Consider the following 25,940-nt stretch of genomic DNA (forward strand, 5'->3'; position numbering starts at 1 on the left):
CCGAGACAGCTTACTTAGTATACCCCGGACCTTACCCTTTGTCAAGCGCTTTTTAACATTTATTTTAATCTTTTTTGATTTTATTTTAACCTGGATATTTAAAAAAACAGATGCGCGGCGTCATCTGCTTTTTTCTACATTATATAGAGTATCTGTGGATTACAATTTGCTCCGGTAAAGCTGGATACCATCCAGCCCCCAGATCTTTTCGGAGAAGGCGCCAGGCTCTAGGCTGTTCTGAACTTTTTCCATGGTATTCATACGGGCGTCAATGATGTCGATGTGGTGAAGCAGCTCAGCTTCTGGAAACATCGGCTTTTTGGGGCTTCCGTATTCGGCTTCGTAATGGTGTGACAGAATCATGTGCTTTAAGAGGAGAAGAACTTCCTCGCTGACACCGAGTTTTTGTCCATATTGGTCGATTTCCACGATTTCTGTGACGATATGCCCCAACAGCTTGCCTTCCTCGGTATAGTCGCTTACAGAGCCGTTTTCATCGGATTCCATCTCGGTAATTTTGCCGATGTCGTGAAGGATGATGCCCGAATACAATAAATCTGCATTGAGAAATGGGTAAAGCGGTGTCAGGCTTTTTCCGATTTGCAGCATGGAATAGGTATGATAGAGCAGTCCGCCCTTTAGGGCATGGTGGTTAGACTTAGCGGCCGGGAAATAGGACAGTACCTTTGTCTTATCTTCAAAAATGGCCTTGGTCAGCTTCTTAATGTCTTCATTCGCAAAGGCATCGATGGTCGTATTGATCTCTCCGATCATCTCATTGACATTTTTGGGGGCACACTCCACAAAATCGTCGATGCTGACATCGTCGCCCTCATTGGCCAGACGCATACGGTTGGCAATGAGCTGGAGATGCCCGTTGTATTCCTGGACAGCGCCTTTGATCTTTACGAGCTTGCCAGTGACAAATTCCTCTTCATCGGCTTCCTTGACATCCCACATTTTTCCGTCGATTTCATCAAAGTTGGTGTCGGTGAGCTTCATATTAAAATAGCGGCTGCCGTTGGCAGCGGTTTTGGTTACCTGAGATTTGATAAAGAGGTAGCCTAAAAACGGCTGACCCTTCTGTAGATTTTTTATTTCCATTCTTTTCTCCTATTTACAGCGTTCCGGGAATTTTTCTTTATAGGTATTGAGTCCCTGTTTCAGGGTTTCAACGGCATCTGCCATATCCGTATCTTTTAAAACATAGGCAATGCGCACTTCATCTGCACCATCCTCGGGATGAATATAAAAATCGTTGGCCGGGGACAGCAGCACGGTTTTTCCCTCATAATCAAAATCGGTGATCATCCATTCGATAAAATCACAGGCATTCTTTGTCGGAAGCTTGGCCACATAGTAAAATGCTCCCGTTGGCTTTTTACAGACCACGCCGTCGATGGTTTTCAGACAATCGTAGACAATATCGCGTCGATGCGTGTATTCCTTGAGCACGTCATCAAAAAAGCTGGTATCCAGCTTAAATAGCTCAGCGGCGCCAAGCTGGTCGACGCTGGAGACGGCCAGACGCATCTGGCAGAGTTTTTTAATCTGATTCATAAACGCATAATTTTTTGACAGGATAAAGCCAATACGGGCGCCGCAGGCACTATAGCGCTTTGAAATACTGTCGATAATAATGCAGTTCTGATCCAGCTCTGGATAATGACCGGGGCTCACATAGGCGAGCCCGTCATAAATAAATTCGCGGTAAACTTCATCAGCGATGACGTAAAGATCGTGAGCAAGAGCGATATCCCGCACGCGTTCGATTTCTTCTCTGCTGAACACCTTACCAGTTGGGTTGCCAGGGTTGGTGATCAGAATTGCCCTGGTCGCCGGGGTGATGGCCGCCTCGATGGTTTCTCTGTCCGGCAGGGCAAAGCCTTCTTCGGCATAGGTTTTAATGCCTCTTAAGTCAATGCTGGTGGCTGAGGCCATCTCTTTATAAATGCTGTAGAGCGGTTCCGGGGTCAGAATCTGGTCGCCGGGGTTGCAGATGGTCAGAAAGGTGAACAGCAGGGCTTCGCTGCCGCCATTGGTGATGAGCATATCCCCTTTATGGTAGGTTAAGCCGTATTTCCGGTAATATTTGCAGGCTTCTTCCCGCAATGCGTTTTCGCCTTCGGGAGCTGCGTAGGCCAGAACGTTTTCCTTCATTTCGTTGACTTTTTTCATGAAGCTGGGCGGGGTACAGATATCGGGCTGTCCGATATTCAGGTAATAGACTTTTTTCCCTTCAGCCTCAGCTTTATCCACCAGGGGATAATATTTTAAAAGGGCGGGTTCTCCCATCCCCATTACGCGTTTGGATATTTGCATTTTATATTAACTCCTTTTTGATTTCCTTACATTAATGTATTCATTATAAGCTTAAGGCGAAAAAAAAACAAGCGCCACAAGGATTTTGGCGCGGATAAAAAAGGAGTGCCACGACAGGCTTTGTCGGCCCTTTCGTGCACTCCTCTTTTTTAGATTACTCTTCTTCGCCGAAGCCAGAATCGATCAGCTCGATCAGTGTATCGACTGCCTGCTGTTCGTCGTCGCCTTCAGCGCTTACAGCAACGCGTGTTCCCTTTGACAGGCACATTGCCATAACTGCGATGATGGATTTTGCGTTTCCTTCTTTATCCTCATCCAGATTTTTTACATTGATGGCTGATTTAAAGCCGCTGGCTTTTTTGGTAAAGTCCGATGCTGGTCTTGCGTGAAGACCGGTTTTGTTGATAATAACCGTTTCTTTTGAATACATATTTACCTCTCCGTTTTCTTAGGTGTGAATGATTTCGATGGTACAGCCTACAGTGATTTCTGGCATACCTTCGCCAAGGAGTTCGATGTGTCCTGGGATCTTCGCCGTATCCCCTCCATTGAAGCAGAAAGTACAGTGCCCCATTGTTCTGAATGTTTCGTTGGCTTCACTGCCGACAGCTGTTACCACGAATTCCTGTCCGCCAATGGCGATGATATCGTTCACGGCAATATCCTTTTCCATTTCTTCGATTGAATGGAGAACAGCCATTTCTCTGAGGGCTGCAGGTGCGTTATCGTTAAAGACGATAATCATTTTTTCACCGATAAAGTCCTGCACCATTGGTCCAATTTCGGTTACGGTTGATTTATATCCCATGATTCTTCCTCCTTAAAATCTATTCTAGAGCATTGTTGCTACAAAATATGCGATAAGCACCATGATCGGTCCTGTGAACAATCTAGATAATAACACAGATGGTACCCCGATGTCTACTGTATCGCTCGCGGCATCTCCCATGGATAAACCAACTGGGATAAAGTCGCAGCCTACCTGAGCATCGACGGCAAAAAGGGCCGGAAGTGCTAAAACGACCGGAAATGCGCCAATCATGATCCCATAACCGACCAAAACGGATAATACCTGGCCAATTAACGCGCCGGAACCAACCAGCGGAGAAATCATAGGAAGTGCGCAAATAATTACCAGTATCAAAAGACCCGGAAGGGTTCCTAAATACGGATAAACGTATTGTCCCATCAGAGCACCTAAACCGGAGAATTCGATCAGGCCGATGAGCAATGAATAGAAAGCCATGAACGGGAGAATGTCTTTGATGGTAATATCAATGGCTTCTTTACCGCCCTGTACACACTTGGTTGCAAAACCAGCAAGGGCTTTACCGCCGCGTGCGACCCAGTTTTCTTTTGGGGCATCCGCTGCCGGAGCGGCTTCTTCAACCACTTCTTCTTCAGCAGTGTCTTCCTCGACTGGGACTTCTGAACCGTCTGCCGGTGTGATGCCGCTTTCGACAACGCCGGAAACGTAAATATCTTCTTTAATAAATTCTGCTAAGGGGCCAGACTGGCCAACAGGGGTGATATTAACGGTCATAACACCTTTTTTCGGGTATACACCGCATCTTAAGGTACCGCCGCAGTTAATGATAACACAGGCCATTTCATCATCCGGCACACCGTTTGAGAAACCATCAATGGCTTCTGCGCCAGTGAGCTTGGCAATCTTGCGGGTTAACGGGTCGATGCCGCCGCCAGTAATAGAGACAATTTTATTTTTCTTTTCAGTTGGCTGGATAACGAGCGGTCCGCCCCATCCGCCATGTCCTTTTTCGATTCTTACTGCATTATACATGGTTTATGCCTCCGTTTCTGAGCCCTGTGCATGGCCGTATTTTGCTTTGTACTTAGCGTTGTAGATTACCTGGGTAAAGATGCTGCGAAGCAGTACCATCACCATCCCAAGCAGGAAGTATTCCACTGCTAAACCACCAAGAGATTCGATGCCGATACCGAACTGTAAGCCCTGTACATAGACACCGCTGGCAATCCCCAGCCATACGAAAAGTTCGCCTGGGTTGGCGTGCGGGAATAAGCCGGTGACCGGGTGGCAGAAAGAAATACCAGGGTCAAAGAAGGCTACCTTCTGGTTTTCCGGTAAAAAACGGGCATAAGGATAAGTCATCGGGTTACCAGAGAATACCATGGCGATCACCGGTGACAGAATCCAGCGGGTTAAGAAAAATTTGTTGCACAGTTTAACAAGCTTTTCGATTCGTTCCAGTCCGATTAATTTAAACAGAATATGCATAAAGGTTATCATGATAATAACCCATGGCAGTAACTGTAAGACATAAAGTTGGATAAAGTAGTTCGCGCCGTTCTGGAACAGACCCATAAAGCCTTGTCCGAAAGTTTGTAAAGCTTCCATAAAATCACTCCTTCTAAAAATTAATAAATACTCATATAAATAAAACCATTAATCCTGCCGTATGCGTTACGGCCAACGTTTACACGTTCTCTGCATTTGTTCTTCACCTGAAGATAAACCGCCCCCTCACACAGCCCTGAAAGGCCCCTCAGCCTTTGCCGGACTGTTCTTTTCTGATTTCACGCTGTCTTGCGCGCAGCCGTGCCTGTAACTCCTGCCGTTCTAATCCGTCATCCTGCACGACCTTTTTTTGTTCCTCTTTTTCCATCTCTTTTGCGAGACGCCTGTCTATGGCTTCAATAGCCTGTATGAGAGCGCCTTTTTTACGGCGCTTATCAACCAACAGCGGACTATAGGGTTCTTTTTCGCGCAACCGGGGGTTGATGGCAAGATCTTCCTCGATCCCGATTTTGCGCACTTCATTGAGTGTCATGCCGTTATAGTCGTCCACATCTTCAAAACGCTTCCACATGGCAATGCCCTGTAGTCTTTTACAGGCCATGACCTGGTTGGTTCCCCGGTCCCATGCCAGCACAATAATGGCGCCGCCTTTTATATGAAAGCCGCCCTTGCGCATGCCAATGCCTAAGATCCAGCCCCTTCCCTGAAGGGCGCTTACGGCTTTCTGGTAGCTTTTATATTGAAGATAGGATAAAAAGCTCTGCAGAACCATCATGGCAAAAGCCAGAAATATAAAATACTTTAAGCCATCGTTCATCTGACACTCTCCATTTTTTACTAATAATCCTATATATTATTATATAACGATAAGCGAAGATCGACAATAAAGAATTAAACAGATCACATTTTTAAAAGAAAGTTTTTATATCCTCTCAGGATAACTTTCTTTTAAAAATGCGTTAGCCTTATTGCCGGACGCCCGCTACCACTCTGCGTGTCCTACCAAATTTCTGCGGAATTTGGATTTGGCGTCATAGGTATTTGCTCATTTCGTATAATGAATCATAAATACAGTCGGGTTCGACTTCAGACTCTGCAACAGTCTGCATATCCGCTTCACCGGTAAGTACCAGAAAGCCTTTTGCGCCGTTTTTAACACCGGTAGCCACATCCGTATAGATACGGTCACCGACAAAGGCAACCTCGTCGCGTTTGAAGCCGGTGATTTCCAATACCATATCCACAGTTTCCTTAAAAGGCTTGCCCAGGAAACGCGGCTTCACACCAGTGGAGGAGGTGATTAAATCGCACATTGCGCCGCAGTCTGGCATAAAGCCATCCTCTGTCGGGCAGTTGGTGTCCATATGGGTAGCCACAAAAGGTACGCCGTTACGGACAAAACGGCAGATTTTATCCAGCTTTTCATAGGTGAGGGTGGTATCAAAACTCTGAACCGCCACATCTGGCTCATCATCAACCAGATTGATGCCCTTTTCCTTAAAGCTGTTTTCCAAAAGCGGTGTCCCGTTCAGGTAAACACGCTTGCCTGGGTAGTAGGTTTTCAAAAATTCCGCGGTGACATCACCAGCGGTGACAACATCGCTTTCCTCTACCTCCAGACCCATTTTTGCCAGCTTTTCTTTGTAGAAAGACGGCACGCGGGATGCGTTATTGGTAAAGAAGATGAAGCTTCTTCCAGTTTCCTTAACCTTATGGATAAAATCCAAGGACCCCTCGATCAGGTTGTTGCCTAAATAGACGGTGCCATCCATATCCAGTACGAACAGTTTGACATCATTTAATGCCTGGTCTTTTTCAAATCGCATGTTTATTCTCCGTAAATTGTATTTGTAATTTTGTCTGCAATTTCTTCCAGACGGCCGTGGGCTTTTGCAAATTCCATAACAGAATACCGTGGACGTACTTTGTAGCCTTCGATCAGGCTTCTGTGGAATAAATCTCTGTCAATGCCGATATCCTTGGGTGTTACCGGGCAGCCGGCTTTGCGAAGAAGCGCTTCAATTTCTTTATGCGGCGGGCACAGCGCTCCGGTTCCTTCTGGCAGCAGGTCTGCCATTTCTTCAAAGAACATGGCGATGACCGGTGTCGCAACACCAACCTGTGTGCCGTGATGGATGGGTGTCAGGCCTCTCGCGATATAATCCATTTCCCAGTAGTGGGACAGCATGTGTTCTGCGCCGGAAGCCGGACGGGAGATATTGACAAGCCCCATGGCCACACCGGTCAGGGTTAAGGCTTCAATCAGGTATAAGGTCGCTTCGTCGTTACGTTCCTTTAACGCTTCTGCCTGGCCAAAGCATTTGTCCAGAGCGCGCTGCACAAGCTCTACGCAGGTTTCGCAGCGGTATTCGTCATTGACCTTAACGGATAAATCCCAATCTGCCAGAGCCGTAATTTTTCCTACGACATCGCCAAAACCCGCATGGATTAATTCCATCGGCGCTTCTTTCATAATGTCGGTATCACCAACAACGCCATAAGCAAGGCATGCCGGATAAGAATATTTATAGCCATTGCAGATCAGCGGGGCACCATCGGCCACATAGCCATCCATAGAAGGCGCGGTGCAGACAATGATATAAGGCACCTTTGTACGGGAGGATACATATTTAACAGAGTCATTCAGTGAACCCGAACCTACGGCTACCATCAGGCTGACGTCTAATTCCTGTTCTTCAAGAATACGTCCGACAACACTTTCATCTGGGATCAATAATTCTCCACCACGGTCAAACAGTAATTCCTTGACATTGAAGCCTGCGTCATCCAACAGCTGTTTCGCTTCTCTTCCAGCTGCTTTATAGGTATTATCATCGTAAACGATGAGGATTTTTCCTTCTTTAAAGGGTTCCGCCACACGCGGCAGCTCCTTGATCGCGCCCTTCCCGATGGCGATGTCATGGATTGAAAAATTGTGATGTCTCCCGCAGGAGCAGTCGAATTCAGTGTTTGCCATTTCGTTGATGGCCAGGTTCAGGATTTCATTCATTGTTAGGTTCTCCTTTTAATTTAAAAAATCTAAAAGTATTAATGACCGTAAATTACGGCTATTCTTCTTCAATCAGCTTTCTTGCGCTTTCCACATCCGTAACCAGTGTATTGATATACTTGCCGTTGATGGCGCCCTTGATGGCATCGACCTTTTCAATGCCGCAGGCTACACCGATGGAATGCGGTACGCGGCGCAGCTTTTTAATTTCAATGCCGACCACGTTGTTATCAATTTTGAAGGGGGTTGTGCTGCCGTTAATGTCGTAAAACTGCATGCAGATGTCGCCTGCCACATGTTTTTCGCGCATTTTGTTCATTTCTACCCGATCATAATAGCCGGTAGCCATAATGGCAGAAGTACTGTTGGGAACTCCGATTCCCACCAGTGCCACATCCAGCTTATCACCCATCCGGATAATTTTGCTGATGCCGTCCTCCTTCAAAAGCTCTTCCTTAATCTGTTTGCCGGAAACCCTTGCCGGTGCGTGCATGAGCATGAACTCCCCGCCAAAAACCTTTGCCAGATCCTCTACAATGTAGTTGGAATGCAGCTCCATCCGAAGATGGCCCATACCGCCGATCAGCGGGACAAAGGTGATGTTCTTGGTCGCGTTGCCCACAACGTGTCTGGCAATATACCCCAGGGTCGTACCCATGGATACCCCGACGATGTTGCCGTCCTTAACCACACGCTCCAGATACTGGGCGGCAGCCCGGCCAATTTCGTTTTTCTGGTCTTCGATGTCCTTCTTGGTGTCAACGACGATGACCTCACGCAGGCCATACAGGTTTTCGATTTCCCGCTCCAGCTCCACATAGTCGGTGCCTTCCAGGTTGTCGATGATGATTTTTACAATTCCCCGCTCCTTACCATTGCTGATGATCCGGGAAACCGTTGGCCTGGACAAGCCAAGCTGAGCTGAAATGACTTTCTGATTTAAATCCTGATTGTAATACATATCACAGATTTTAACCATCAGCCGCTCGTCATCAATGACCTTTTTCATCTTTTATCCCTCCAAACCTTTGTGATTTTTACTTTTGTTTATATCTGAAATATTGTCAATCATTGTTTAATGTCATTATATAACTTCTATAATGAATGTCAACCTGAAAAGTCGGTTATCTTAACAAGATTTTTGTATTTTTTCTAATTTTCTTCAAAATTTACGGATATTCTTCGCTGAAAATATTTACATTTTTTATTTTGTAAAAATAATACACTTTTTTGAAATCAAAAAAATCCCACCGCAAGGCAGCATCTGCCCGCAGTGGGATGATCATCTCACTTTTCCTTCACTTCTTCTGTTTCCTGCTCCTGCACTTCCTCCGCCAGGGTGTCAGCGTCCTCAGCATCCACTTCCTCCACACTCAAATCAATGGTCTTGACATTCCGGTCTGCGCCGATAAAATAGGCAATGCCCAGAACAATGCTGACCATGTGCGGGATCATTGCAGTCAAACCATAGAGAATGCTCATACCCAGATTTACCGCACTGAACACAATGACCAGAATACTCAAGAACCTTAAAAAACGTGCCTTCCCAATGCTTTTACAGAAAATAATCCCCAAAATCCCAAGGATAACAATGCAGACGCCATTGACGATCAGCGATACTGACATCATATTGACCGTGTGCACCAGGCCTTCCATTGTAAGGCCGCCCTCTGTGGCAATCTGCTGAATTTCATGGCTGTCGCCCAGCTGCTGCAGCATCGCCGCTGTTGAAAACAGTACGACGCCAAAAATTGTGATAAGGATACCCCATATCAGAAAAACAATGCCTGCGCCCTTTAAAAGGGCTTTTCCCTTCGGTTCCATTTTTTCCTCCTGAATAATAAGCTTTTTATTTATCCTATCACGAAAAGCAGGGATACCCGCAACCACTTTGGTAAAAATACACCCCTTTCGGTAAAACCCATAAAAGCGAAACCTTTTATTTTCAGAATGATTTTAATTGACAACCGTGATCTGCACTGGTACTATAATCACAGGAAAACAGTCCGTCTACTAAGGGCGGTCACGAGGTGAAAAGATCATGTTTAGAATAAAAGACTCTGACGCCATGCTGCACAATCTGATTGACCAGTCTGCCGCGGCTTTTTTTGACCAGTACCGCTTTGTCACACCAGCGGATTACTGTGTCTATAATTGTAAGAATGCCTGTCTTGAGGCCGAAGATATTCCCTGCTACGCAATCTGGCAGCGTGACACCCCCTGCCACAACTGTTCCTCCATTCGGGCACTCAGCCTCAAGGAGCCTGTCATCAAGCTGGAATATCTGGAAAACAAGGTCTTTCTGATCCTCTCCACCCCGCATACCCTCGATGGACGCCGCTGCGTTCTGGAACTGGCCAAGGATGTCACTGCCAGCCTGATGATCAATGATGACCGACACTGTGACAACACGATCATCACAGATGTTATCGCCGAACTCAACAATCTTTCTGTCCGTGATCTTTACACCGGCCTTTACAATAAAAATTACGCAGAACGCGAGGTTTCACGCTGTATTAACGAAAAAAAATCCTTTACCGCCGCCATGATGGATATTGATGATTTCAAAATTATCAACGATACTTACGGACACCAGACCGGTGACGTTGTCCTGCGTGAGATGGCCTCCCTGCTGACAGACGCGGCGGCCAACGGAAAAGGCTGGGCTGCCCGCATCGGCGGTGATGAGTTTATCTTAATTTTTCCTTCTCTTTCCCTTGAACAGGCAGAACCCGTCCTCTCCGCCCTGTCACGGGACATTAAAGAGCACCTTTTTTATAAAGGTGATTCCCGCTTTTCCGTCAATGCGAGCATGGGAATTAAGGAATACCACCCTGGGGAAATGAACGCCGCCGACTTTTTTGACCAGGTGGACATGCGGATGTATGCAGAAAAGAGACGAAATAAAAGCGGCCGATAAGCCGCTTTTTTAAATTGAGCGCAATAATTGTTTTACACGCCGGAGGTTTTATAATATAATTCTTTTTGAAAGTGCATGAGCATCGGGGATATGACACAGCTTTCATTTTAATTTATTCTGAAAAAAAGCGGCACTGCCGCGGGAGGTACAATATGACAAGAGCAACCGGCACCGTATCCAGAGGCGTACGGGCACCGATCATTCGAGAGGGCGACGATCTTGCGGGCATCGTGGTCGATTCTGTATTGGAGGCGTCTCAGAGCGAGGGCTTTGATTTAAACGACCGTGATGTTGTGGGCATTACTGAAGCTGTGGTCGCCCGGGCACAGGGCAATTACGCCAGCGTCGACGCCATCGCGGAGGATGTAAAGGCTAAATTCCCAGACGGCGAGTTCGGCGTGATTTTTCCAATCATGAGCCGCAACCGTTTTGCCATCTGTCTGCGCGGGATCGCCCGGGGCGCTAAAAAGCTGACCATTATGATGAGCTATCCCTCAGACGAGGTGGGCAATCATCTGGTGGATCTCGACCAGCTTGATGAAAAGGGCGTAAACCCCTGGACAGACGTGCTGGACGAAGCCCGTTACCGCGATCTGTTCGGAAGCAACCCCCACACCTTTACCGGCGTCGATTATGTCTCTTACTACAGGACGCTCTGCGAAGAGGAAAACGCCGAGGTCCGTTTTGTCTTTGCCAATGACTGCCGCAGCATTCTGCCCTATGAAAAGCATGTACTCACCTGCGATATCCATACCCGCGAGCGCTCCAAACGGCTGTTAAAGGCAGCGGGCGCTCTAACCGTTCTGGGCCTGGACGACCTGTTGACCAAACCGGTGGACGGCAGCGGCTACAACGCTGACTACGGCCTCCTGGGCTCAAACAAAGCCACCGAGGAAAAGGTCAAGCTCTTTCCAAAGGAGTGTGAGCATTTTGTCCATGAGGTACAGGCAAGACTGCACCAGGCTACCGGCAAAAGTATCGAGGTCATGGTTTTTGGCGACGGCGCCTTCAAGGATCCGGTCGGCAAGATCTGGGAATTGGCCGACCCGGTTGTCAGTCCGGCTTACACCGACGGTTTAAACGGAACCCCCAACGAAGTCAAGCTAAAATATCTGGCAGACAACAACTTTGCTGATTTATCTGGAGACGCCCTCAAATCAGCGATCTCCGAATACATTGCCAATAAACCCAAGGAATCCCTTGTGGGAAAAATGGAAACCCAGGGCACTACGCCGCGCCGTCTGACCGACCTACTCGGCAGCCTGTGCGACTTAACCACCGGCAGCGGTGACAAGGGAACACCCATTGTATTAATCCAGGGGTATTTTGACAATTACGCGGATTAGAAAAAAGCAGTGTCTGGGCATTTCGGGCACTGCTTTTTAATTTAGGCTGCGGGGTATAACTTAAAAAACAGAAGGGATAAAGGCACATTCTATGAAATCCAATATTGTACTCAAAATCCTGGCACTGGTTATTGCGCTGTTCTCTGTTACGCTGTTAGCCTATACCATCGCAGAGGAACACCGAACGGATGAGCTGAACACTGTGCTGGACCCGCTGACCTTCACAGGCACCTGGCAGGCCAGTGACGGCGCAGCACCACAGCCTCTGACAGCTGACACAAAAATCGACTCTGACCAAAACCCTTCGGTTATTCTCACCGGCCACTTCAGCCAGAATATTTAACGACGGCTCTCCCATTCTTTTCCGCGTGAGCAATATCCGGGTGCAATTGTATAAAAATGGCACTGAAATTTACAGCTTTGGCCAGCCAGGAGCCTACCCTTCTTTTTCAAAATCACCGGGTAACCAATGGGATGTGCTCCTCGCGCCCGGTGGCGTTGCCGCCAGCGATACCATCACCATCCGCCTGGAAAATATTTACCCCAGCAACAATGAGCAGGCTTTTAATCTTTTCCTTGAAAATCTTTTCATGGGTGATTCCGGCGTCCTGTTCAGAGACCTGGTCACCACCTCAGGCTCATCCCTGCTGCTGGGGGGCTTTATCCTGCTCATGGGACTGGTTCTGCTGGCAGCCGTCATTATTTTAAAAATCATCCGGACACCGCTGAGCTGGGCGCCTTTCCACCTGTCCCTGTTTACCATCGCCAGCGGACTGTGGATCTTTCTTGATTTTCATATCATCTCACTGCTCGTCACCACCAATGTTTTTACCAACATTCTGGATATTCTGAGTCTGAGCCTTATCATGCCCTTTTTGGGGCTCTATCTCCTGGACTTTGTAAAAAGCCGGGCCCGCTATGCGATTTCGGGCTGCGTTTACGCCGGGCTTGCCTTCACTCTGTTCTTTCTGCTGGTTCAGTCTCTGGGAATCTGGGACGGCTATGAGCTCCTCACCCCGCTCACCCTGCTTGACGCAGCGGCCGTGATCATTATTTTATTCAGCCTTATTTATGAGAATGCCCATAACCCACAGCGCGATACCCGCTTTATTCTGTTTTCCTGCGGTATCTGTTTTATTGGTTTTGGGGATATTGTAAACTACTATCTGGGGTTCCTGCCTTTTAACCTGTTCTTCAAGCTTGGCTTCACGCTCTTTATTCTGGCACAGCTTTCTTATATGGTCCGCTATACCCGGAACACCCTGGCCGCTGCCCGCAAAACGCAGGCGCTTGAAAAAGAGCTGGTGCAGAATCGTATCGCCATTATGCTGAGCCAGATCCAGCCTCATTTTCTGTTCAACGCTCTGACCGCCATCAAACAGCTCTGCGCCATTGATCCTGAAAAGGCCGAGGAGGCTGTCGGGCAGTTCGCTGGATTTCTCCGTGGCAACCTGGACTCACTGTCTCACACCGGCGCCATTCCCTTTGAAAAGGAACTGACCCACATTGAAAACTACCTGTCTCTGGAAAAAATGCGTTTTGGAAAACGTCTCAGCATCGCCTACGACATTGGCGTCAGCGACTTTTCTCTGCCGCCTCTGACGGTGCAGCCTTTAGTGGAAAACGCAGTGCGCTACGGCGTAACCAAAAAACCTTCAGGCGGTATGGTTACCCTGTCCACCCAGGAAACAGAGGACAGTGTTATTCTCACCATTTCTGACGACGGCGTGGGCTTTGACCCTTCCGTCAAAAAAGAGGACGGCCGCAGCCATATCGGCATCGACAATGTCCGGAGCCGTCTGGAAAACCAGTGCGGCGGCCGCCTGACAGTTACCACCGTGCTGGGAAGCGGCACCACTGCCACCATTATTCTGCCTAAAAAAGGAGGTAGCACCGAATGAATATCATCGCAGTCGACGACGAAGCGCTGGCCCTGGGCTACATGCTTAAAATCCTAAAGGAGGCCGCGCCCGGCAGTCGTTTTAAGGGCTTTGAAGACCCCTTTGCCGCACTGGACTATCTCAGGGAAAATCCAGTGGACATTGCTTTTCTGGATATTGAAATGTATGGTCTGAACGGCATTGAGCTGGCCAAACGGTTCAAGGAGGCCGCCCCGTCGGTTAAGATCATCTTTTCCACCGGTTTTCCCGACTATGCCCTGGATGCCTTTTCAGTACATGCCAGCGGTTATCTGCTGAAGCCCCCCACCGTCGAAGCTGTAAAGTCCGAGATTGACAATCTCGGACTGCCGCCAGCCGTCAGCCAAAAACGGGTTCGGGTACAGACCTTCGGCAATTTTGAGGTCTTTGTGGACAACGCGCCTTTGCGCTTTGGACGCGCAAAGGCCAAAGAGCTTTTTGCTTATCTGGTGGACCGAAAGGGCTCTGGCTCTACCACCGCTGAGCTGATCTCTGTTCTGTGGGAGGACCGGGACCTGTCCCATTCCCTGCAGAGCCAGTTCCAGACCGTTGCCGCAGACATGATAAAGACCTTTAAAGCCGTCAATGCCGGGGATATCCTGATCAAAAAACGCAATTACCTGTCTGTGGACACCGAAAAGCTGGACTGTGATTACTATAATTTTCTAAAGGGCGATATCCGCGCCATCAACAGCTACGCTGGCGAATATATGCGCAATTACAGCTGGGCTGAATTTACCACAGGTTTCTTATCCCAGAAAGCCGGCATCCTCTGATTTACCAAAAAAGCCAGCACTGGGCTGGCTTTTTAATGGTCATCAAAGTACCTTCCTGCCCGCTCCGCGCTTCTCCTCAGCAGGTCAAAAAAAATGGCTCTCTCAATTTCTGTCATGCCTGCTGTGATTTCATCGACCCATCCGGTGCCAATGCGCTGCAGCTCTGGCAGCACCTCGTAGGCTTTTTCGGTGGGGTAAACGTCAAAGGAACGGCTGTCACAGGCGTTTGCCTCCCGGGTCAGGTAGCCATTTTCCTCAAGCTTTGCCACCATTTTAGTCACCGTGCTTTTATTCATGTCCAGCAGCTCAACAAAGCGGTTCTGCGGTATGCCCTCGTTTTCACAGGTGATCATGATAAAGGGCGCTTGTCCGCTGGTCAGCCCCAGCTCGCTGGTCTGTTTATTTAAATACATCTGAGTCTTCCTCTGAATAATGGAGATCAGCTTTAATATTTCATCCTGGGTCGGCAGCTCCATACTGGTGCCTCCTTCAAATTTCTGGCGTTACTCTAATTTTATGGCGTTACCGTCCATTTGTCAAATGAAAAGGCTTGCTGCAAATAAAAAAAGAATGCCACAAAGCGATGCGGCATTCTTTTTGGCTACACTCTCCAGCGCTTCAGGGCTGGAAAAAATTCTTTCATCATTCCCCGCGCCTGTTCCTCTGTCATTTCTGCATTATTCTCCACCATCGGACCAACGCAGATTTCAATCATTTCTTCCATGCTCATATCCGGCGCTGTAAAAGCGCCTTTCTCATAGCAGTACTGGCAGTAATCGTCGTTTGCACTGCCATCGGCATTTGTTCCGCATACCTCTTCGCTTATCGGCATCCCGCAGGACTGGCAAAATTTTTCCATTTTTTCCTCCTGATGTTCTGTATTTGTCTCTATCATACCACCCAAACACTGACATCCTGTGTCATGATTTGAAAATTAGTTTTGTTCGATAAGCTCAAGCATCACGCCGTCCGGGTCCTGAATAAAGAAAAAACGGGTTTTGGGATTTGGCTGAAAGGGTCCGCTTAAAACCGGCACGCCTTTTTTCTGAAGTGTCTCCATACATTCCTCCACCGACGCAATCTCAAATCCCAGCGAGATCTTTTCATTGACGTTCACCTCGCTGTCGCGAGCGTCTCCGATGAGCTCAAGCTCTGCCCCCTCACCGCCCATAAAGGCGATTTCTTTTTCCGGACCCGCTTTAAAGCGGCGCAAAACCTTAAGGCCGAGAATCTCCTCATAAAACCGGATGGACTCCTCTAAATGATTAACGTGAATGGTTACAAAAGAAAATTTCATGTCTTCTTTTATCCGCCAGGCCAGATGCCTTCTTTCTCTGGTATTTTTCAGTGCCAGCTCCTGGCACTGGCACTGCCCGTAAACTTTCTCTATTTAAAAGAACCGCCGCATTAGCAGCGGTTCTTTACCGTTGTTTCATAAATTTTATCAATTTCCAGCCTGCAGGGTCACATCGGCTTCTTTTGTCTGCCCGCCGCGTTCGTAAGTAATCTTAACGGTGTCTCCCGGCTTGTGTCCATAGAGGATTTCCTTCATCTTCAGCATGGTATTCACATCCTTGCCGTCAATGGTCAAAAGGATATCGCCTTTCTGGATACCCGCATTGGCCGCACCGCCGCCTGCCTGCACTGAGGCAACATAAATTCCCTTGTCAATGGGCTCTGCATCGTTGTAATAAGCAGCCTGCTGTTTATCATAGCCGCTGATCCCGATCACAGTCGGCGTAAAGCTACCGCTTGTCACGACCTGATTGAGGATGGGTTTGACCACATTGATGGGAATGGCAAAGCCCATGCCTTCACCCTGGGCATTTTTATAGGTATTAATGCCAATGACCTCACCGTTTGCGTTGACAAGCGGTCCGCCGCTGTTCCCTTTATTGATGGTGGCGTCTGTCTGGATCAAGTCTTCCGCTACCAGGCTGCTGTCAACAACCAGGCTTCGGTTTAAGGCGGAGATGATCCCCGCGGTGACGCTTCGTTCAAACTGAAGCCCCAGAGGATTCCCAATGGCGATGGCCACCTCACCGACTTTTAAATTATCAGAGTCTCCCAGAGTAACTGCTGGAAGATTTTTGGCGTCAATTTTAATAATAGCCATATCCAGGCTGGAATCTGCCCAAACCTTCTGGGCTGTATAGTTATTTCCGTCAGCCAGAGAAACTTTTATTTCCTTTGGGTTATCGCTGATAACATGCTGGTTTGTGACAATATAACCATCAGACGTCACAATGAATCCTGAGCCTACGCCCACAGCTTCCTGAGTGCCCATCATGGTATTTTCTGTCATGGTGGTCTCAATTCCGGCCACGGATTCAGGGACAACCTGTGCCACGGCTTCTACCTGAGAGTCCACATTCACATCGTTGACGATAACCTTCTGGCCCGCGACAGTCTCGGTACGGGTCCCCCCGCCGAGGGTACCTGTAAAGTACAGGACAGCCACGAGAATAATCGCCACGATGATCCCACCGACTACACCGCCTGCGATGGCGGCGGACACATGGGACTCTCTCTTTGGTCTTTCATTATTTTCGTACATTTTTCTTTCACCTCGTTTAATTTTGGATGAAAGTTCCTCTACAGTTCATAAATTTCACTGCTGTTTTTACGGCCTGCCACCACTAACGACAAATCTTCTCCGGGCTGTATGCCTTCGGTCTCCAGAATCCGCGCAGTGGTCTGGTACGCCAGAAGGGGATAATTATTTTCCTCACTGAGATGGGCTAAAACAACCTTGTCAAGCCCTTCCTTCACCAGGGTACAGACCGTCTCGCCGCATATTTCATTGGAGAGATGCCCATGGTTTCCCTTAATACGCTGCTTAAGCGGAAAGGGGTAGCGTCCTGCTTCCAGCATGGCGGGATCGTGGTTAGATTCCAGCACCACAAGATCTCTGCCCTTCAGGGCTTCCATAATTCTGGGCGTGATAACGCCCGTATCGGTGGCAATACCCACACTGCTGCATCCGCTGTCAATGGTAAAGCCCACAGATTCCACCGCGTCGTGGGAGGTATTGAAAGCTTCGATCTGTAAATCTCCGATAACAAAGGCCTGGCCGGTTTCAAAAACCCGGACATTATGCTCCGCAATCTTTCCAAGGCTGTCCCGCATGCTTTCCCAAGTGGCAAAGTTGGCGTAAACCGGAAGGTCATAGCGTCTTGAAAGTACACCGACACCGTGAATATGATCGCGGTGCTCATGTGTTACCAGAATACCGCCAAGCTGTGCGGGCAGCTCATCGACGGCGCACAGCGCCTGTTCAATCCGCTTTCCGCTGAGGCCTGCGTCGATCAAAAGCTTTGTCTTACTGTGTGAAACAAAAAGGCTGTTTCCAGAACTTCCACTGTATAAACTACAAAATTTCATGCGAATCTCCTACTATCGAAAATTCGATCGGTAATAGAACTTCTTCTGCGCTTTAAGACAGAAGTGTCGCTGCTTACATGTTATCGAATCTTACTTAATCTTTACTTAACGCAACTTCTTTTAAAAACAGCAAAAAAACCCCGGACTTTAGCGGTCCGGGAGAACTTTTCAACTTTTTCTTTTTCATACCTGTCTGGGATATGAAAGGTCTGATTCCATAGGTAAAAAAGTGTACCCCTCCGCTTTAAGCGTCTCAAAAAGCTGGGGCAAAGCGGCCCGTGTGGTGTCCCGCAGCTCTGCATGGCAGAGGACAGTGCTCACATTGTGCTGATGAACCTCGCTCATAATTTTATTCACAACCGCGTCGGTGCTGGCGGGATTACCGCCCCCGTCACCAGCCGAGGAATTCCAGTCCACATAGTTATAGCCTCTGTCAAGAATCCCCTGTATACAGGTTGCGTTAGCGTTGAGCGAACCACCTGGGAACCTGAACATATGGGATATCTCACCCTTTCCTGTCACTTCAAGCTGAAATGCATCCAGCTTCGCAACGTCCTCATAAAAAGCCGGCGGATTTTTATAAAGGTCGTATTTATGACTCCAGCTGTGATTTCCAAGGGTGTGGCCTTCATCTACAATCCTCTTATAGGCAGCTCTTGCCACTTCATTATCACGGCCATTTGTAAAAAAGGTGGCCTTGATGTGATATTTTTTCAGAATGTCAAGCACCTCATTGGTATGCTCGCTGGGGCCGTCGTCAAAGGTCATAAAAACAACCTTAAGTCCATCGGTATCACCGTTTCGGATGCGCTCTTTAATGGCCTCCTGTTCCTTACTTTCTTCGGTCTTCAAGGCGCTGGTGCCCTTTTCCGCGGCGTTTGACAGGGCGGTCTGAAGGGTTTCCACCGCCTGAAGCGCTGTCTGGGAGTTCTTCTCAAGCTTCTTTGCCGGATGGGTGGCTATGAAAAAGAACGCCGTCATGAGCACAGCAGCAAGCGCCGCCACCCACACGTAAAACCGCGGTTTAAACCGGATGCGGCGTCTTTTTCGTGTCTTCATTTTTAGTCTTCGACTTTCTTTTCAATGGCCTCACGGCGGATAATGCCGCCAAGACTCCGGATATTACTTTCTAACTTTTCATAGCCGCGGTCAATATACTGGATATCTGTAATCCGGGTTTCGCCCTCGGCGATAAGCCCTGCGATGACCATGGCAGCACCCGCGCGAAGATCAGTTGCTTTAATCTTAGTCCCGGACAAAGTCGGAACGCCGGTAATATTGGCGACACGTCCGTTGATGGCAATCTCTGCGCCCATTTTGCGCAGTTCATCCACATATTTAAAACGGTTCTCAAAAATACTTTCAGTAATAACACTTTGTCCACTGGCAATGCTCATGAGTACTGCCATGGGCTGCTGCAGGTCGGTCGGGAAGCCTGGATAAGGCAGTGTTTTCACCTTACAGCCTTTAATATTTTCTTTTCCAATGACGCGGATACCATTGTCCTCTTCAATGATCTCGACGCCCATTTCACGCATTTTTGCGGTGACAGCTTCCATATGCTTCGGAATAACGTTTTTCACGAGCACATTGCCACAGGTTGCGGCAGCCGCCATCATATAGGTTCCTGCTGTGATCTGATCCGGCACGACGGAGTATTCACAGCCATGCATTTCATCCACACCTTTGATCTTAATGGTATCTGTTCCCGCGCCCTTAATATTTGCTCCCATCAAGTTCAGGAAGTTTGCCACATCCACAATATGCGGTTCTTTGGCCGCGTTTTCGATGATGGTCATGCCTTCTGCGCGGGTCGCCGCCAGCATGATATTGATAGTAGCGCCAACGCTGACCACATCCAGATAAATATCCGCGCCGATCAGACGGTCCGCTGTCATCTTAACCTGGCCGTGCTCAATGAGCACCTTTGCTCCAAGCGCTTCAAACCCCTTGATATGCTGGTCGATGGGGCGGTCTCCAATATTACAGCCACCCGGCAACGGAACAATGGCCTTGTGGTAACGGCCCAGCAGCGCTCCCAGCAGATAGTAAGACGCACGCATCTTTCCAGTTTCTTCTTCATATTCCGAACAGTCATAATTGATTGGTTTGTCCGTATTTATAATTAAAGTATCATTTTCTCTGTATATTTCTGCCCCCATCTTTTCCAGGATTGCAACGATCTTGTTAACATCCTTAATGTCGGGCACATTATCGATTTTGCTTGAGCAGGAACAAAGGATGGCTGCGGGAATAATACCCAATACTGCATTTTTTGCTCCGGAGATTGCCACCTCACCGTTTAGCGGGTGACCTCCTTCAATGATAAAAGTATCCATATAATAGTCTTCCTTTCGCACACGCATTTAACTTTGTTATTATATCATACCTAAACTGATTGGCAACCCAAAGTGCCCGTTTTTAAGCCAACAAATGAAAGAATTTACATCTCGTATACAATTGGGATAAAAAACTGCAGGGTTTTGTGCTATAATAAGAGCACTCTTTAATCAAGGATGTGTTTTCCAAATGAATCAGTTCAAGTTTATCATCGACAACGACAATATGGCCATGACGCCAGTCGAAAATATATTTATCAATCACTATATGCCCCGGGCCCGGGGCGATTATGTGAAGGTGTATCTTTTTGGGCTGAAGCACTGCTTTAACCATTCCCTTGAGCCCATTGACAACCTGGCACTCAGCAAGCTTTTTGACCTGACTGAGGGGGATGTCATCAAGGCATGGGAATACTGGGAAAAGGAGGGCATCCTCTCCCTGGAATACGTTGGCACAAAAGACATCATCGTCACTTATTACAACATTTCTGCCAGGCTGATGTCGCACCATACCAAGACAGAGGCCGAAACTAAAAAAGCAGAAACGCCCCAGAAGCAGGATCCTGACAGCATGGAGGCCCGTGTTGCCCACATGTATTCCAAAATTCAGCAGATGTATGGCAGCCGGACCATCACCCAGAAGGAAACTCAGATGTTTAAAAACTGGATCACTGAGTACCATTTTACCCCGGAAACTGTGATCCTTCTGGTGGAATATTCCATGAACCTTATTGGTAAAAAGGAAAAGCCCTTCACGGCAAAACAAATCATCAACTACCTGAAATCCGTAGCCGAGGGCTGGTACAGGGCCGGTATCCGTGAAGCCGCAGAGGCCGATGCCTATATCCGAAAAAGCGCAGGTGAACAGAAGCTGGTCTATGATGTTTTCAAATATCTCGGCCTTCGTCGGGCGCCCATCGCCTGGGAAAAGGAAATGATCATTCGCTGGGCAGACGACTACCACTTTGATATGGACATCATCACCGCGGCCATGCAGCGTTCCAGCAAACAGGATATCCGCTACATCGACGCCATTTTAAAACGCTGGTCCCAGAAGGGTTACACCAGCCTGGAAGAAATTAACGCAGAGCCTAAAAAGGGCTACCATCAGTCAAAGGGCGACGTCGTGATCAGCGAAGACCGCAAAAAGGTCTATGAAGAGCTTGACCAGTTAGACGAAGCCTGGTTATGGAGTGACGACAATGAATGAACGAACCAAAAAAGTCTACGATGCTTTTGAGCAAAAGCAGTTCCGCAACAAGCTTGAGCTTAAGCGAAAACAGGAGGCGCTTTATGCCTCCATTCCAAAGCTCGCTGAACTCGACCATGCCATCAACCTTCAGGGAATCCGAATGACCCGTGAGGTGTCCCGCAAAAATCCTGAAGCCATCGCCGAATTCCGCCAGAGTGTCGGGGCCTTAAAAAAGCAGAAGGAAGCCCTGCTGCTCCAAAACGGCTATCCGCTGGATTACCTGACGCTCCGCTACGACTGTCCAATCTGCAAGGATACCGGCTACGTGGACGGACAGGTCTGTTCCTGTTTAAAACAGGAGCTCATCCGGGCGGCCTTTAACAACTATGATTTGAATGTTCACGCCCAGGCCGAAAATTTCGATACCTTTAACCCGGGTTATTACGCAAACGAAGCCGCTGAAGCTCAGAATGGCTCACCAAGGGAAAAAATGTGCCGTCTCAAGGAAAAAATGCAGCATTACTGCCTGCATTTCGAGTCGCAAAATGACAACTACCTGTTTACCGGCAAACCCGGCGTGGGTAAAACCTTTATGTCAAACTGTGTCGCCAACGCCCTTATCGGGCAGGGCTACAATGTTATCTATATCACCGCCGCTCACCTGGTCCAGGATATTCAGAGTAAAATTTTCAATGATAATATACCCATTAATGAAATATATTCCCCACTTTTCACCGCTGATTTGTTGATTATCGATGATTTCGGGGCAGAGTTTTACTCGGATTTCAGCAAAAAGCAGCTTTTTGAGGTAATCAATACCCGGCTGCAGGAGCATAAAAAAATCATTTTATCCACCAACCTGACCATGCCCCAGATTCTTGAAAACTACGACGAGCGTCTGACTTCCAGAATCCGCGGCAACTTCCTGAACATCGTCTTTGCCGGAGACGATATCCGCCTGATTAAAAAACGCATGGGATAAAAAACAGCGCCGGAGCTTTACAACTCCGGCGCTGTTTTATTTTTTATAATCCGGTCATAGGGCGCAGATGTTCCATAGATATCATTGATCATCTGTGTGTACCGCCCATCCTTTTCATAGACCACGATGGGCGCCTCTGTAATCAGATAAGGTTTCCCTGCCTTCATGCCCTCCACCAAAACCAGATTAGCCGGCTTATCTGCATAGGGATGGATAAACTGCAGGCGTTTGGGCTCGACACGGTGGTCCCGCATCGCGCTCATAATATCCGCCAGACGGTCTGCACGGTGGATTAAAAACAGCTTGCCGCGGTCCTTCAACATCCGCTTGGCAAAAATTGCGATATCCTCAATACCGCACAGAATTTCGTGGCGCGCAATGGCCTTGGTCTCCATAGGATTTTTAAGCCCATGCCCCACCTTCATATAAGGCGGGTTGCTGACCACCACATCATAGCTGGTCGGCCGTACCTGCTCACCAGGGTTCCTGATATCACCATGGATAATCTCAATTTTTTCTTCCAGTCCATTGCAGGCTATACTGCGCCCAGCCATCTCCACCATATTCTCCTGAATTTCAAGGGCCTGGATTTTCTGAGCGCCTGTTCTTCCATATAAAAGCAGCGGAATAATCCCAGTTCCTGTCCCCAGGTCAATCACCCGGCTCTTTTTGCGCACTGCTCCCGAAGCAAACCATGACAGCAGCACTGCATCAATGCCAAAGCAGAAATAATCCGGGTTTTGAATGATCTTGAGTCCCTTAATTCCTAAATCTTCTAAACGCTCGTTCTCTTTTATAAAGTTATCCACATTTTATGCTCCATTATTCTTTCTATACCACAATATTTTGAAAAACACCCGTTTTCCACAAAAGTTGTCCACAATTTACCCGATTTTGTGCACTTATTGTGGATAACTCTGTGTAAGATTGTCCTAATTTTAACAAAAAGACTGTAATATTAAGCCGTTGAACACTTTTTGTTTTTTGCCAGCCCTGTTTATTACTCTTTTATAAAGTTATCCACATTTCCACAGTTTTTTGTGTGCATTCTGTGGATGAATCCCCCGTTCCTTTATTTTAGGGCTTTTCTTTTCCGAGCAAAACAAGTGTTTTTGTGTACAATTTTCTACTACTATACCATAAGTTATTCACAGTTTAAATACGAATACTGTCACTTTTTCGTAAATTTACTTTATTCTGACTCAGCTTTTTGTTATAATAAATTTAACTATAAACGAAAGCATGGTATAGACTATGGATAAACGCAATCCAGAGAGCCGCGAAGTCGAAGAGCTTCTGGAAAAAAAGAAGGATCTTTTTTCCCTTTTCTCCGCCTTTGAGGACCGGATCGATCATAAAATATCCCATCTCACTGATTCCACGGAAATTCCCGTAGAATCCATCAAACAGAAAATCGTAGAATCCACCGGGCATCATCTGGCGGATCCTGTTGAGGATCTTTTCGAGCAGGCTGTTTTAAAGAGCCAGCAGAAAACCCATGAAAGCGGCATCATTGGTTTCCACACCGAAGAAATCCTCGGCGTAGAGGAAGCCCTGGCCGAACTGAAAAAAGCAGAACCCGCTAACTCCTTTGAGGAAGAGCCTGCTGCAGAACCAGCCGAAGTCATTGAAATGCCAGAAGATCCTGTCATTCTTACACAGACTGACCCCATCCCAATGCCCAATCCGGAGATTTCAGAGGCAGAACCGTCCGGGACAGACACCCAGACGCCTGCTGATATCTGGGTGGAGACAGAAATTTCTGAACTAGACCTTTCTGTCGAAAACCAGGACAATGCCGACGGCCCGCCAGAAGGAAGAATTGCCCGTCATGATGGAGAACCAATGGAGCTCCCGCTTGGCGTTGACGAGCCCGATCTGGCCGAAATCGATGAGCTGCTGCAAGAAGCCGAAGAATTAATGGAGGATATCCCTTACAGCCGGTATATGGCCGCAAGAGCCGCCGTCGACAAGGAAGTTCTCGATGATAATCCGCTGGAAACATCCGGGGACGAAGAGGCTGATTTTGAAGCTTATGATGAAGAATCTTTCGAAGAATATGACCCCGATGACTCGGACGCTTTTGAAACAGACAGCGATGAATATGGCGCCCTCTTTGAAGAAGATGACTTTGACGAGAATGACGCCTTTGACGACGAAGATTCCTTTTTAGAAGAGCACTCCAAGGAGGCAACTCTTTTTGAAGAAAATGGTCCTGAGGATTTTCCTGAGGGCGAAGACTTCGAGGAAGAAGACTTTTTAGCTGAAGATGATGCTATTTTCCAGGAAGCGGCCAATGACACGACTTCCGAGGAGGCATCAGACCATCCTTTTGCCGATTTTTTTGAAGATACTGTGGAGACCGTCAAGGAAGATTTGTTTGATGAACTCCCACTGGATAAAGCCCCGGAGGAAGAATATTCTGATAATAATCTGGATGACGTCACCTACGAAAATGTTGATGCCGTGTCCCTCGGTGCCTTTAAATATTCCGCCGTATCCCTGCGTCTGATTTTATTTGTTATTGCCATGCTGGGCATGGGGGTATTCACCGCCCTGTCCTCAGGACGTTTTATTGCTATGGACTACCTGATTCTTTTTGTCCTGTGCATTTTTGTGGCCCTGACCATGGATATGTCCTTCAATGCTACCCTCATCGTGACCGTAGTCATCATGCTCGGGTGCTTTGGGGGACTGATATACACCTTCTTTACCGGTGGAGAAGTCAGTATGTTTCACATGTTTTGGTTTGTCATCATCCCAGCCTGTCTGCTGACCGCCTCCGGCCTGGTCCAGAAAATCAAAGAAGTTATCCTCGCAAACCAGCTGCTTAATGAGGAGTTGGACAGCCTCTATGCCGAACAGGAGGACACTTTGTTCGAGAATAGCGAGGAAGAATAAAAGCTTTTTATACCGTCAGCGTATGCTGACGGTTTTTGTTTTATGTTGATAAATATAGCTTTTATTATTCTTCAACTTTCATATAACACCTTACATCTCATGTTAATCTTCAACTATAACAGCGATAACCAGTTTAAAGAAGGCTATATATTTAAATACATCTCATGTTAATCTTCAACCTTTGCCCAGGCTTTCAATAATCTCGGAAAAGCCATATTTAAATACATCTCATGTTAATCTTCAACACAATCCCGGACAGAGCCAGCTCATTCTCTTTGAATTTAAATACATCTCATGTTAATCTTCAACAAGGGCGGCGACCGAGAGAAAGTCCTTGCTGCCATATTTAAATACATCTCATGTTAATCTTCAACTTCAACCTCCAGTGACTCCCACCATTTTTTACCACCATTTAAATACATCTCATGTTAATCTTCAACGATTGCATCCAGATTTTCGAATCGTGCATCTTCGTCATTTAAATACATCTCATGTTAATCTTCAACGAAGCCATTCAGATCGTCGAGGCAATGGGGATTGAATTTAAATACATCTCATGTTAATCTTCAAC

The 25,940-nt window shown here is 47.5% G+C and carries 27 protein-coding genes and 1 CRISPR repeat array; of the genes, 8 read left to right on the forward strand and 19 right to left on the reverse strand.

Annotated elements, in window-relative coordinates; genetic code table 11:
- Positions 1–159: 159 nt before the first annotated feature.
- The 11 genes from BUC22_RS10265 to BUC22_RS10315 all read right to left on the reverse strand — a co-directional run bounded on the left by BUC22_RS10265 (position 160) and on the right by BUC22_RS10315 (position 9,434).
- Complete coding sequence (locus tag BUC22_RS10265) at positions 160–1,104, reverse strand: 3'-5' exoribonuclease YhaM family protein (RefSeq protein WP_013378531.1); 945 nt, start codon at positions 1,102–1,104, stop codon at positions 160–162.
- 9 nt (positions 1,105–1,113) lie between these two features.
- Positions 1,114–2,322, reverse strand: a complete 1,209-nt coding sequence (locus tag BUC22_RS10270) for a pyridoxal phosphate-dependent aminotransferase (RefSeq protein ID WP_013378530.1) — start codon at positions 2,320–2,322, stop codon at positions 1,114–1,116.
- Positions 2,323–2,476: 154 nt separating this feature from the next.
- A complete protein-coding gene (locus BUC22_RS10275; protein ID WP_013378529.1) occupies positions 2,477–2,752 on the reverse strand; it encodes an HPr family phosphocarrier protein in 276 nt (91 codons plus the stop codon).
- Between the two features lie 18 nt (positions 2,753–2,770).
- Positions 2,771–3,130 carry a PTS glucitol/sorbitol transporter subunit IIA gene (locus BUC22_RS10280; RefSeq protein ID WP_013378528.1) on the reverse strand — a complete coding sequence of 120 codons (360 nt, stop codon included), beginning with the start codon at positions 3,128–3,130 and terminating at the stop codon, positions 2,771–2,773.
- A 24-nt stretch (positions 3,131–3,154) separates the two neighbouring features.
- Positions 3,155–4,123 carry a PTS glucitol/sorbitol transporter subunit IIB gene (gene srlE, locus BUC22_RS10285; protein WP_013378527.1) on the reverse strand — a complete coding sequence of 323 codons (969 nt, stop codon included), beginning with the start codon at positions 4,121–4,123 and terminating at the stop codon, positions 3,155–3,157.
- A 3-nt stretch (positions 4,124–4,126) separates the two neighbouring features.
- A complete protein-coding gene (gene srlA, locus BUC22_RS10290) occupies positions 4,127–4,699 on the reverse strand; it encodes a PTS glucitol/sorbitol transporter subunit IIC (RefSeq protein ID WP_013378526.1) in 573 nt (190 codons plus the stop codon).
- Positions 4,700–4,847: 148 nt separating this feature from the next.
- Entirely contained in the window at positions 4,848–5,417 is a 570-nt protein-coding gene (locus BUC22_RS10295; RefSeq protein WP_013378525.1) for a transcriptional regulator GutM, read from the reverse strand.
- 214 nt (positions 5,418–5,631) lie between these two features.
- On the reverse strand, positions 5,632–6,426 hold the full coding sequence (locus BUC22_RS10300) for an HAD-IIA family hydrolase (RefSeq protein ID WP_013378524.1): 795 nt from the start codon (positions 6,424–6,426) through the stop codon (positions 5,632–5,634).
- 2 nt (positions 6,427–6,428) lie between these two features.
- Positions 6,429–7,610: a sn-glycerol-1-phosphate dehydrogenase gene (locus BUC22_RS10305; RefSeq protein ID WP_013378523.1), complete on the reverse strand. Its 1,182-nt coding sequence runs from the start codon at positions 7,608–7,610 to the stop codon at positions 6,429–6,431.
- A gap of 58 nt (positions 7,611–7,668) precedes the next feature.
- Positions 7,669–8,619, reverse strand: a complete 951-nt coding sequence (locus tag BUC22_RS10310) for a sugar-binding transcriptional regulator (RefSeq protein WP_013378522.1) — start codon at positions 8,617–8,619, stop codon at positions 7,669–7,671.
- A gap of 278 nt (positions 8,620–8,897) precedes the next feature.
- Positions 8,898–9,434, reverse strand: coding sequence for a hypothetical protein (locus BUC22_RS10315; RefSeq protein WP_041689793.1), 537 nt, complete (start codon positions 9,432–9,434; stop codon positions 8,898–8,900).
- Positions 9,435–9,651: 217 nt separating this feature from the next.
- On the opposite strand from BUC22_RS10315, the gene BUC22_RS10320 reads away from it, so the two are divergent.
- The 5 genes from BUC22_RS10320 to BUC22_RS10340 all read left to right on the forward strand — a co-directional run bounded on the left by BUC22_RS10320 (position 9,652) and on the right by BUC22_RS10340 (position 14,571).
- Positions 9,652–10,530, forward strand: a complete 879-nt coding sequence (locus BUC22_RS10320; RefSeq protein WP_013378519.1) for a GGDEF domain-containing protein — start codon at positions 9,652–9,654, stop codon at positions 10,528–10,530.
- Positions 10,531–10,682: 152 nt separating this feature from the next.
- A complete protein-coding gene (locus BUC22_RS10325) occupies positions 10,683–11,876 on the forward strand; it encodes a coenzyme F420-0:L-glutamate ligase (RefSeq protein ID WP_013378518.1) in 1,194 nt (397 codons plus the stop codon).
- A 91-nt stretch (positions 11,877–11,967) separates the two neighbouring features.
- On the forward strand, positions 11,968–12,219 hold the full coding sequence (locus BUC22_RS10330) for a hypothetical protein (RefSeq protein WP_013378517.1): 252 nt from the start codon (positions 11,968–11,970) through the stop codon (positions 12,217–12,219).
- Positions 12,220–12,259: 40 nt separating this feature from the next.
- A complete protein-coding gene (locus BUC22_RS10335; protein WP_050814031.1) occupies positions 12,260–13,777 on the forward strand; it encodes a sensor histidine kinase in 1,518 nt (505 codons plus the stop codon).
- Complete coding sequence (locus BUC22_RS10340) at positions 13,774–14,571, forward strand: response regulator (protein WP_013378515.1); 798 nt, start codon at positions 13,774–13,776, stop codon at positions 14,569–14,571. Before BUC22_RS10335 ends, BUC22_RS10340 begins: the two co-directional genes overlap by 4 nt.
- A gap of 32 nt (positions 14,572–14,603) precedes the next feature.
- On the opposite strand, the gene BUC22_RS10345 is transcribed toward BUC22_RS10340, so the two are convergent.
- The 7 genes from BUC22_RS10345 to BUC22_RS10375 all read right to left on the reverse strand — a co-directional run bounded on the left by BUC22_RS10345 (position 14,604) and on the right by BUC22_RS10375 (position 20,294).
- Entirely contained in the window at positions 14,604–15,047 is a 444-nt protein-coding gene (locus BUC22_RS10345; protein WP_013378514.1) for a MarR family winged helix-turn-helix transcriptional regulator, read from the reverse strand.
- 125 nt (positions 15,048–15,172) lie between these two features.
- A complete protein-coding gene (locus tag BUC22_RS10350) occupies positions 15,173–15,430 on the reverse strand; it encodes a zinc ribbon domain-containing protein (RefSeq protein WP_013378513.1) in 258 nt (85 codons plus the stop codon).
- A gap of 75 nt (positions 15,431–15,505) precedes the next feature.
- Entirely contained in the window at positions 15,506–15,868 is a 363-nt protein-coding gene (locus BUC22_RS10355; protein ID WP_013378512.1) for a VOC family protein, read from the reverse strand.
- Positions 15,869–16,015: 147 nt separating this feature from the next.
- Positions 16,016–17,128 (reverse strand): S1C family serine protease, encoded by a 1,113-nt coding sequence (locus BUC22_RS10360; protein WP_013378510.1) that lies wholly within the window; start codon positions 17,126–17,128, stop codon positions 16,016–16,018.
- A 38-nt stretch (positions 17,129–17,166) separates the two neighbouring features.
- Entirely contained in the window at positions 17,167–17,955 is a 789-nt protein-coding gene (locus BUC22_RS10365) for an MBL fold metallo-hydrolase (RefSeq protein ID WP_013378509.1), read from the reverse strand.
- 183 nt (positions 17,956–18,138) lie between these two features.
- On the reverse strand, positions 18,139–19,014 hold the full coding sequence (locus BUC22_RS10370; RefSeq protein WP_013378508.1) for a polysaccharide deacetylase family protein: 876 nt from the start codon (positions 19,012–19,014) through the stop codon (positions 18,139–18,141).
- Between the two features lie 2 nt (positions 19,015–19,016).
- Positions 19,017–20,294, reverse strand: a complete 1,278-nt coding sequence (locus tag BUC22_RS10375; RefSeq protein WP_013378507.1) for a UDP-N-acetylglucosamine 1-carboxyvinyltransferase — start codon at positions 20,292–20,294, stop codon at positions 19,017–19,019.
- A gap of 190 nt (positions 20,295–20,484) precedes the next feature.
- Here BUC22_RS10375 and BUC22_RS10380 point away from each other — a divergent pair, with 190 nt between their 5' ends.
- Together BUC22_RS10380 and BUC22_RS10385 are read left to right on the forward strand one after the other, a co-directional pair.
- A complete protein-coding gene (locus BUC22_RS10380; RefSeq protein ID WP_013378506.1) occupies positions 20,485–21,504 on the forward strand; it encodes a DnaD domain protein in 1,020 nt (339 codons plus the stop codon).
- Positions 21,497–22,468, forward strand: coding sequence for an ATP-binding protein (locus BUC22_RS10385; RefSeq protein ID WP_013378505.1), 972 nt, complete (start codon positions 21,497–21,499; stop codon positions 22,466–22,468). The genes BUC22_RS10380 and BUC22_RS10385 overlap by 8 nt, the downstream gene beginning before the upstream one ends.
- Positions 22,469–22,485: 17 nt before the next feature.
- Here BUC22_RS10385 and BUC22_RS10390 read toward each other — a convergent pair whose 3' ends face one another.
- Complete coding sequence (locus tag BUC22_RS10390; RefSeq protein WP_013378504.1) at positions 22,486–23,277, reverse strand: tRNA1(Val) (adenine(37)-N6)-methyltransferase; 792 nt, start codon at positions 23,275–23,277, stop codon at positions 22,486–22,488.
- Between the two features lie 445 nt (positions 23,278–23,722).
- On the opposite strand from BUC22_RS10390, the gene BUC22_RS10395 reads away from it, so the two are divergent.
- Complete coding sequence (locus BUC22_RS10395; protein ID WP_013378503.1) at positions 23,723–25,369, forward strand: hypothetical protein; 1,647 nt, start codon at positions 23,723–23,725, stop codon at positions 25,367–25,369.
- An 84-nt stretch (positions 25,370–25,453) separates the two neighbouring features.
- A CRISPR array of direct repeats spans positions 25,454–25,940; the repeat unit is 30 nt; unit sequence ATTTAAATACATCTCATGTTAATCTTCAAC.

This window comes from Eubacterium callanderi, from assembly GCF_900142645.1.
GTDB classification, from domain to species: Bacteria; Bacillota; Clostridia; order Eubacteriales; family Eubacteriaceae; genus Eubacterium; species Eubacterium callanderi.

Coding starts and splice junctions, on each gene's coding strand:
- BUC22_RS10345 (WP_013378514.1), bottom strand. CDS start 15,047: ATGGAGCTGCCGACCCAGGATGAAATATTAAAGCTGATCTCCATTATT.
- BUC22_RS10265 (WP_013378531.1), bottom strand. CDS start 1,104: ATGGAAATAAAAAATCTACAGAAGGGTCAGCCGTTTTTAGGCTACCTC.
- BUC22_RS10270 (WP_013378530.1), bottom strand. CDS start 2,322: ATGCAAATATCCAAACGCGTAATGGGGATGGGAGAACCCGCCCTTTTA.
- BUC22_RS10395 (WP_013378503.1), top strand. CDS start 23,723: ATGGATAAACGCAATCCAGAGAGCCGCGAAGTCGAAGAGCTTCTGGAA.
- BUC22_RS10375 (WP_013378507.1), bottom strand. CDS start 20,294: ATGGATACTTTTATCATTGAAGGAGGTCACCCGCTAAACGGTGAGGTG.
- BUC22_RS10275 (WP_013378529.1), bottom strand. CDS start 2,752: ATGTATTCAAAAGAAACGGTTATTATCAACAAAACCGGTCTTCACGCA.
- BUC22_RS10350 (WP_013378513.1), bottom strand. CDS start 15,430: ATGGAAAAATTTTGCCAGTCCTGCGGGATGCCGATAAGCGAAGAGGTA.
- BUC22_RS10325 (WP_013378518.1), top strand. CDS start 10,683: ATGACAAGAGCAACCGGCACCGTATCCAGAGGCGTACGGGCACCGATC.
- BUC22_RS10380 (WP_013378506.1), top strand. CDS start 20,485: ATGAATCAGTTCAAGTTTATCATCGACAACGACAATATGGCCATGACG.
- BUC22_RS10370 (WP_013378508.1), bottom strand. CDS start 19,014: ATGAAGACACGAAAAAGACGCCGCATCCGGTTTAAACCGCGGTTTTAC.
- srlA (WP_013378526.1), bottom strand. CDS start 4,699: ATGGAAGCTTTACAAACTTTCGGACAAGGCTTTATGGGTCTGTTCCAG.
- BUC22_RS10300 (WP_013378524.1), bottom strand. CDS start 6,426: ATGCGATTTGAAAAAGACCAGGCATTAAATGATGTCAAACTGTTCGTA.
- BUC22_RS10280 (WP_013378528.1), bottom strand. CDS start 3,130: ATGGGATATAAATCAACCGTAACCGAAATTGGACCAATGGTGCAGGAC.
- BUC22_RS10330 (WP_013378517.1), top strand. CDS start 11,968: ATGAAATCCAATATTGTACTCAAAATCCTGGCACTGGTTATTGCGCTG.
- BUC22_RS10315 (WP_041689793.1), bottom strand. CDS start 9,434: ATGGAACCGAAGGGAAAAGCCCTTTTAAAGGGCGCAGGCATTGTTTTT.
- BUC22_RS10305 (WP_013378523.1), bottom strand. CDS start 7,610: ATGAATGAAATCCTGAACCTGGCCATCAACGAAATGGCAAACACTGAA.
- BUC22_RS10385 (WP_013378505.1), top strand. CDS start 21,497: ATGAATGAACGAACCAAAAAAGTCTACGATGCTTTTGAGCAAAAGCAG.
- srlE (WP_013378527.1), bottom strand. CDS start 4,123: ATGTATAATGCAGTAAGAATCGAAAAAGGACATGGCGGATGGGGCGGA.
- BUC22_RS10340 (WP_013378515.1), top strand. CDS start 13,774: ATGAATATCATCGCAGTCGACGACGAAGCGCTGGCCCTGGGCTACATG.
- BUC22_RS10360 (WP_013378510.1), bottom strand. CDS start 17,128: ATGTACGAAAATAATGAAAGACCAAAGAGAGAGTCCCATGTGTCCGCC.
- BUC22_RS10365 (WP_013378509.1), bottom strand. CDS start 17,955: ATGAAATTTTGTAGTTTATACAGTGGAAGTTCTGGAAACAGCCTTTTT.
- BUC22_RS10320 (WP_013378519.1), top strand. CDS start 9,652: ATGTTTAGAATAAAAGACTCTGACGCCATGCTGCACAATCTGATTGAC.
- BUC22_RS10310 (WP_013378522.1), bottom strand. CDS start 8,619: ATGAAAAAGGTCATTGATGACGAGCGGCTGATGGTTAAAATCTGTGAT.
- BUC22_RS10355 (WP_013378512.1), bottom strand. CDS start 15,868: ATGAAATTTTCTTTTGTAACCATTCACGTTAATCATTTAGAGGAGTCC.
- BUC22_RS10295 (WP_013378525.1), bottom strand. CDS start 5,417: ATGAACGATGGCTTAAAGTATTTTATATTTCTGGCTTTTGCCATGATG.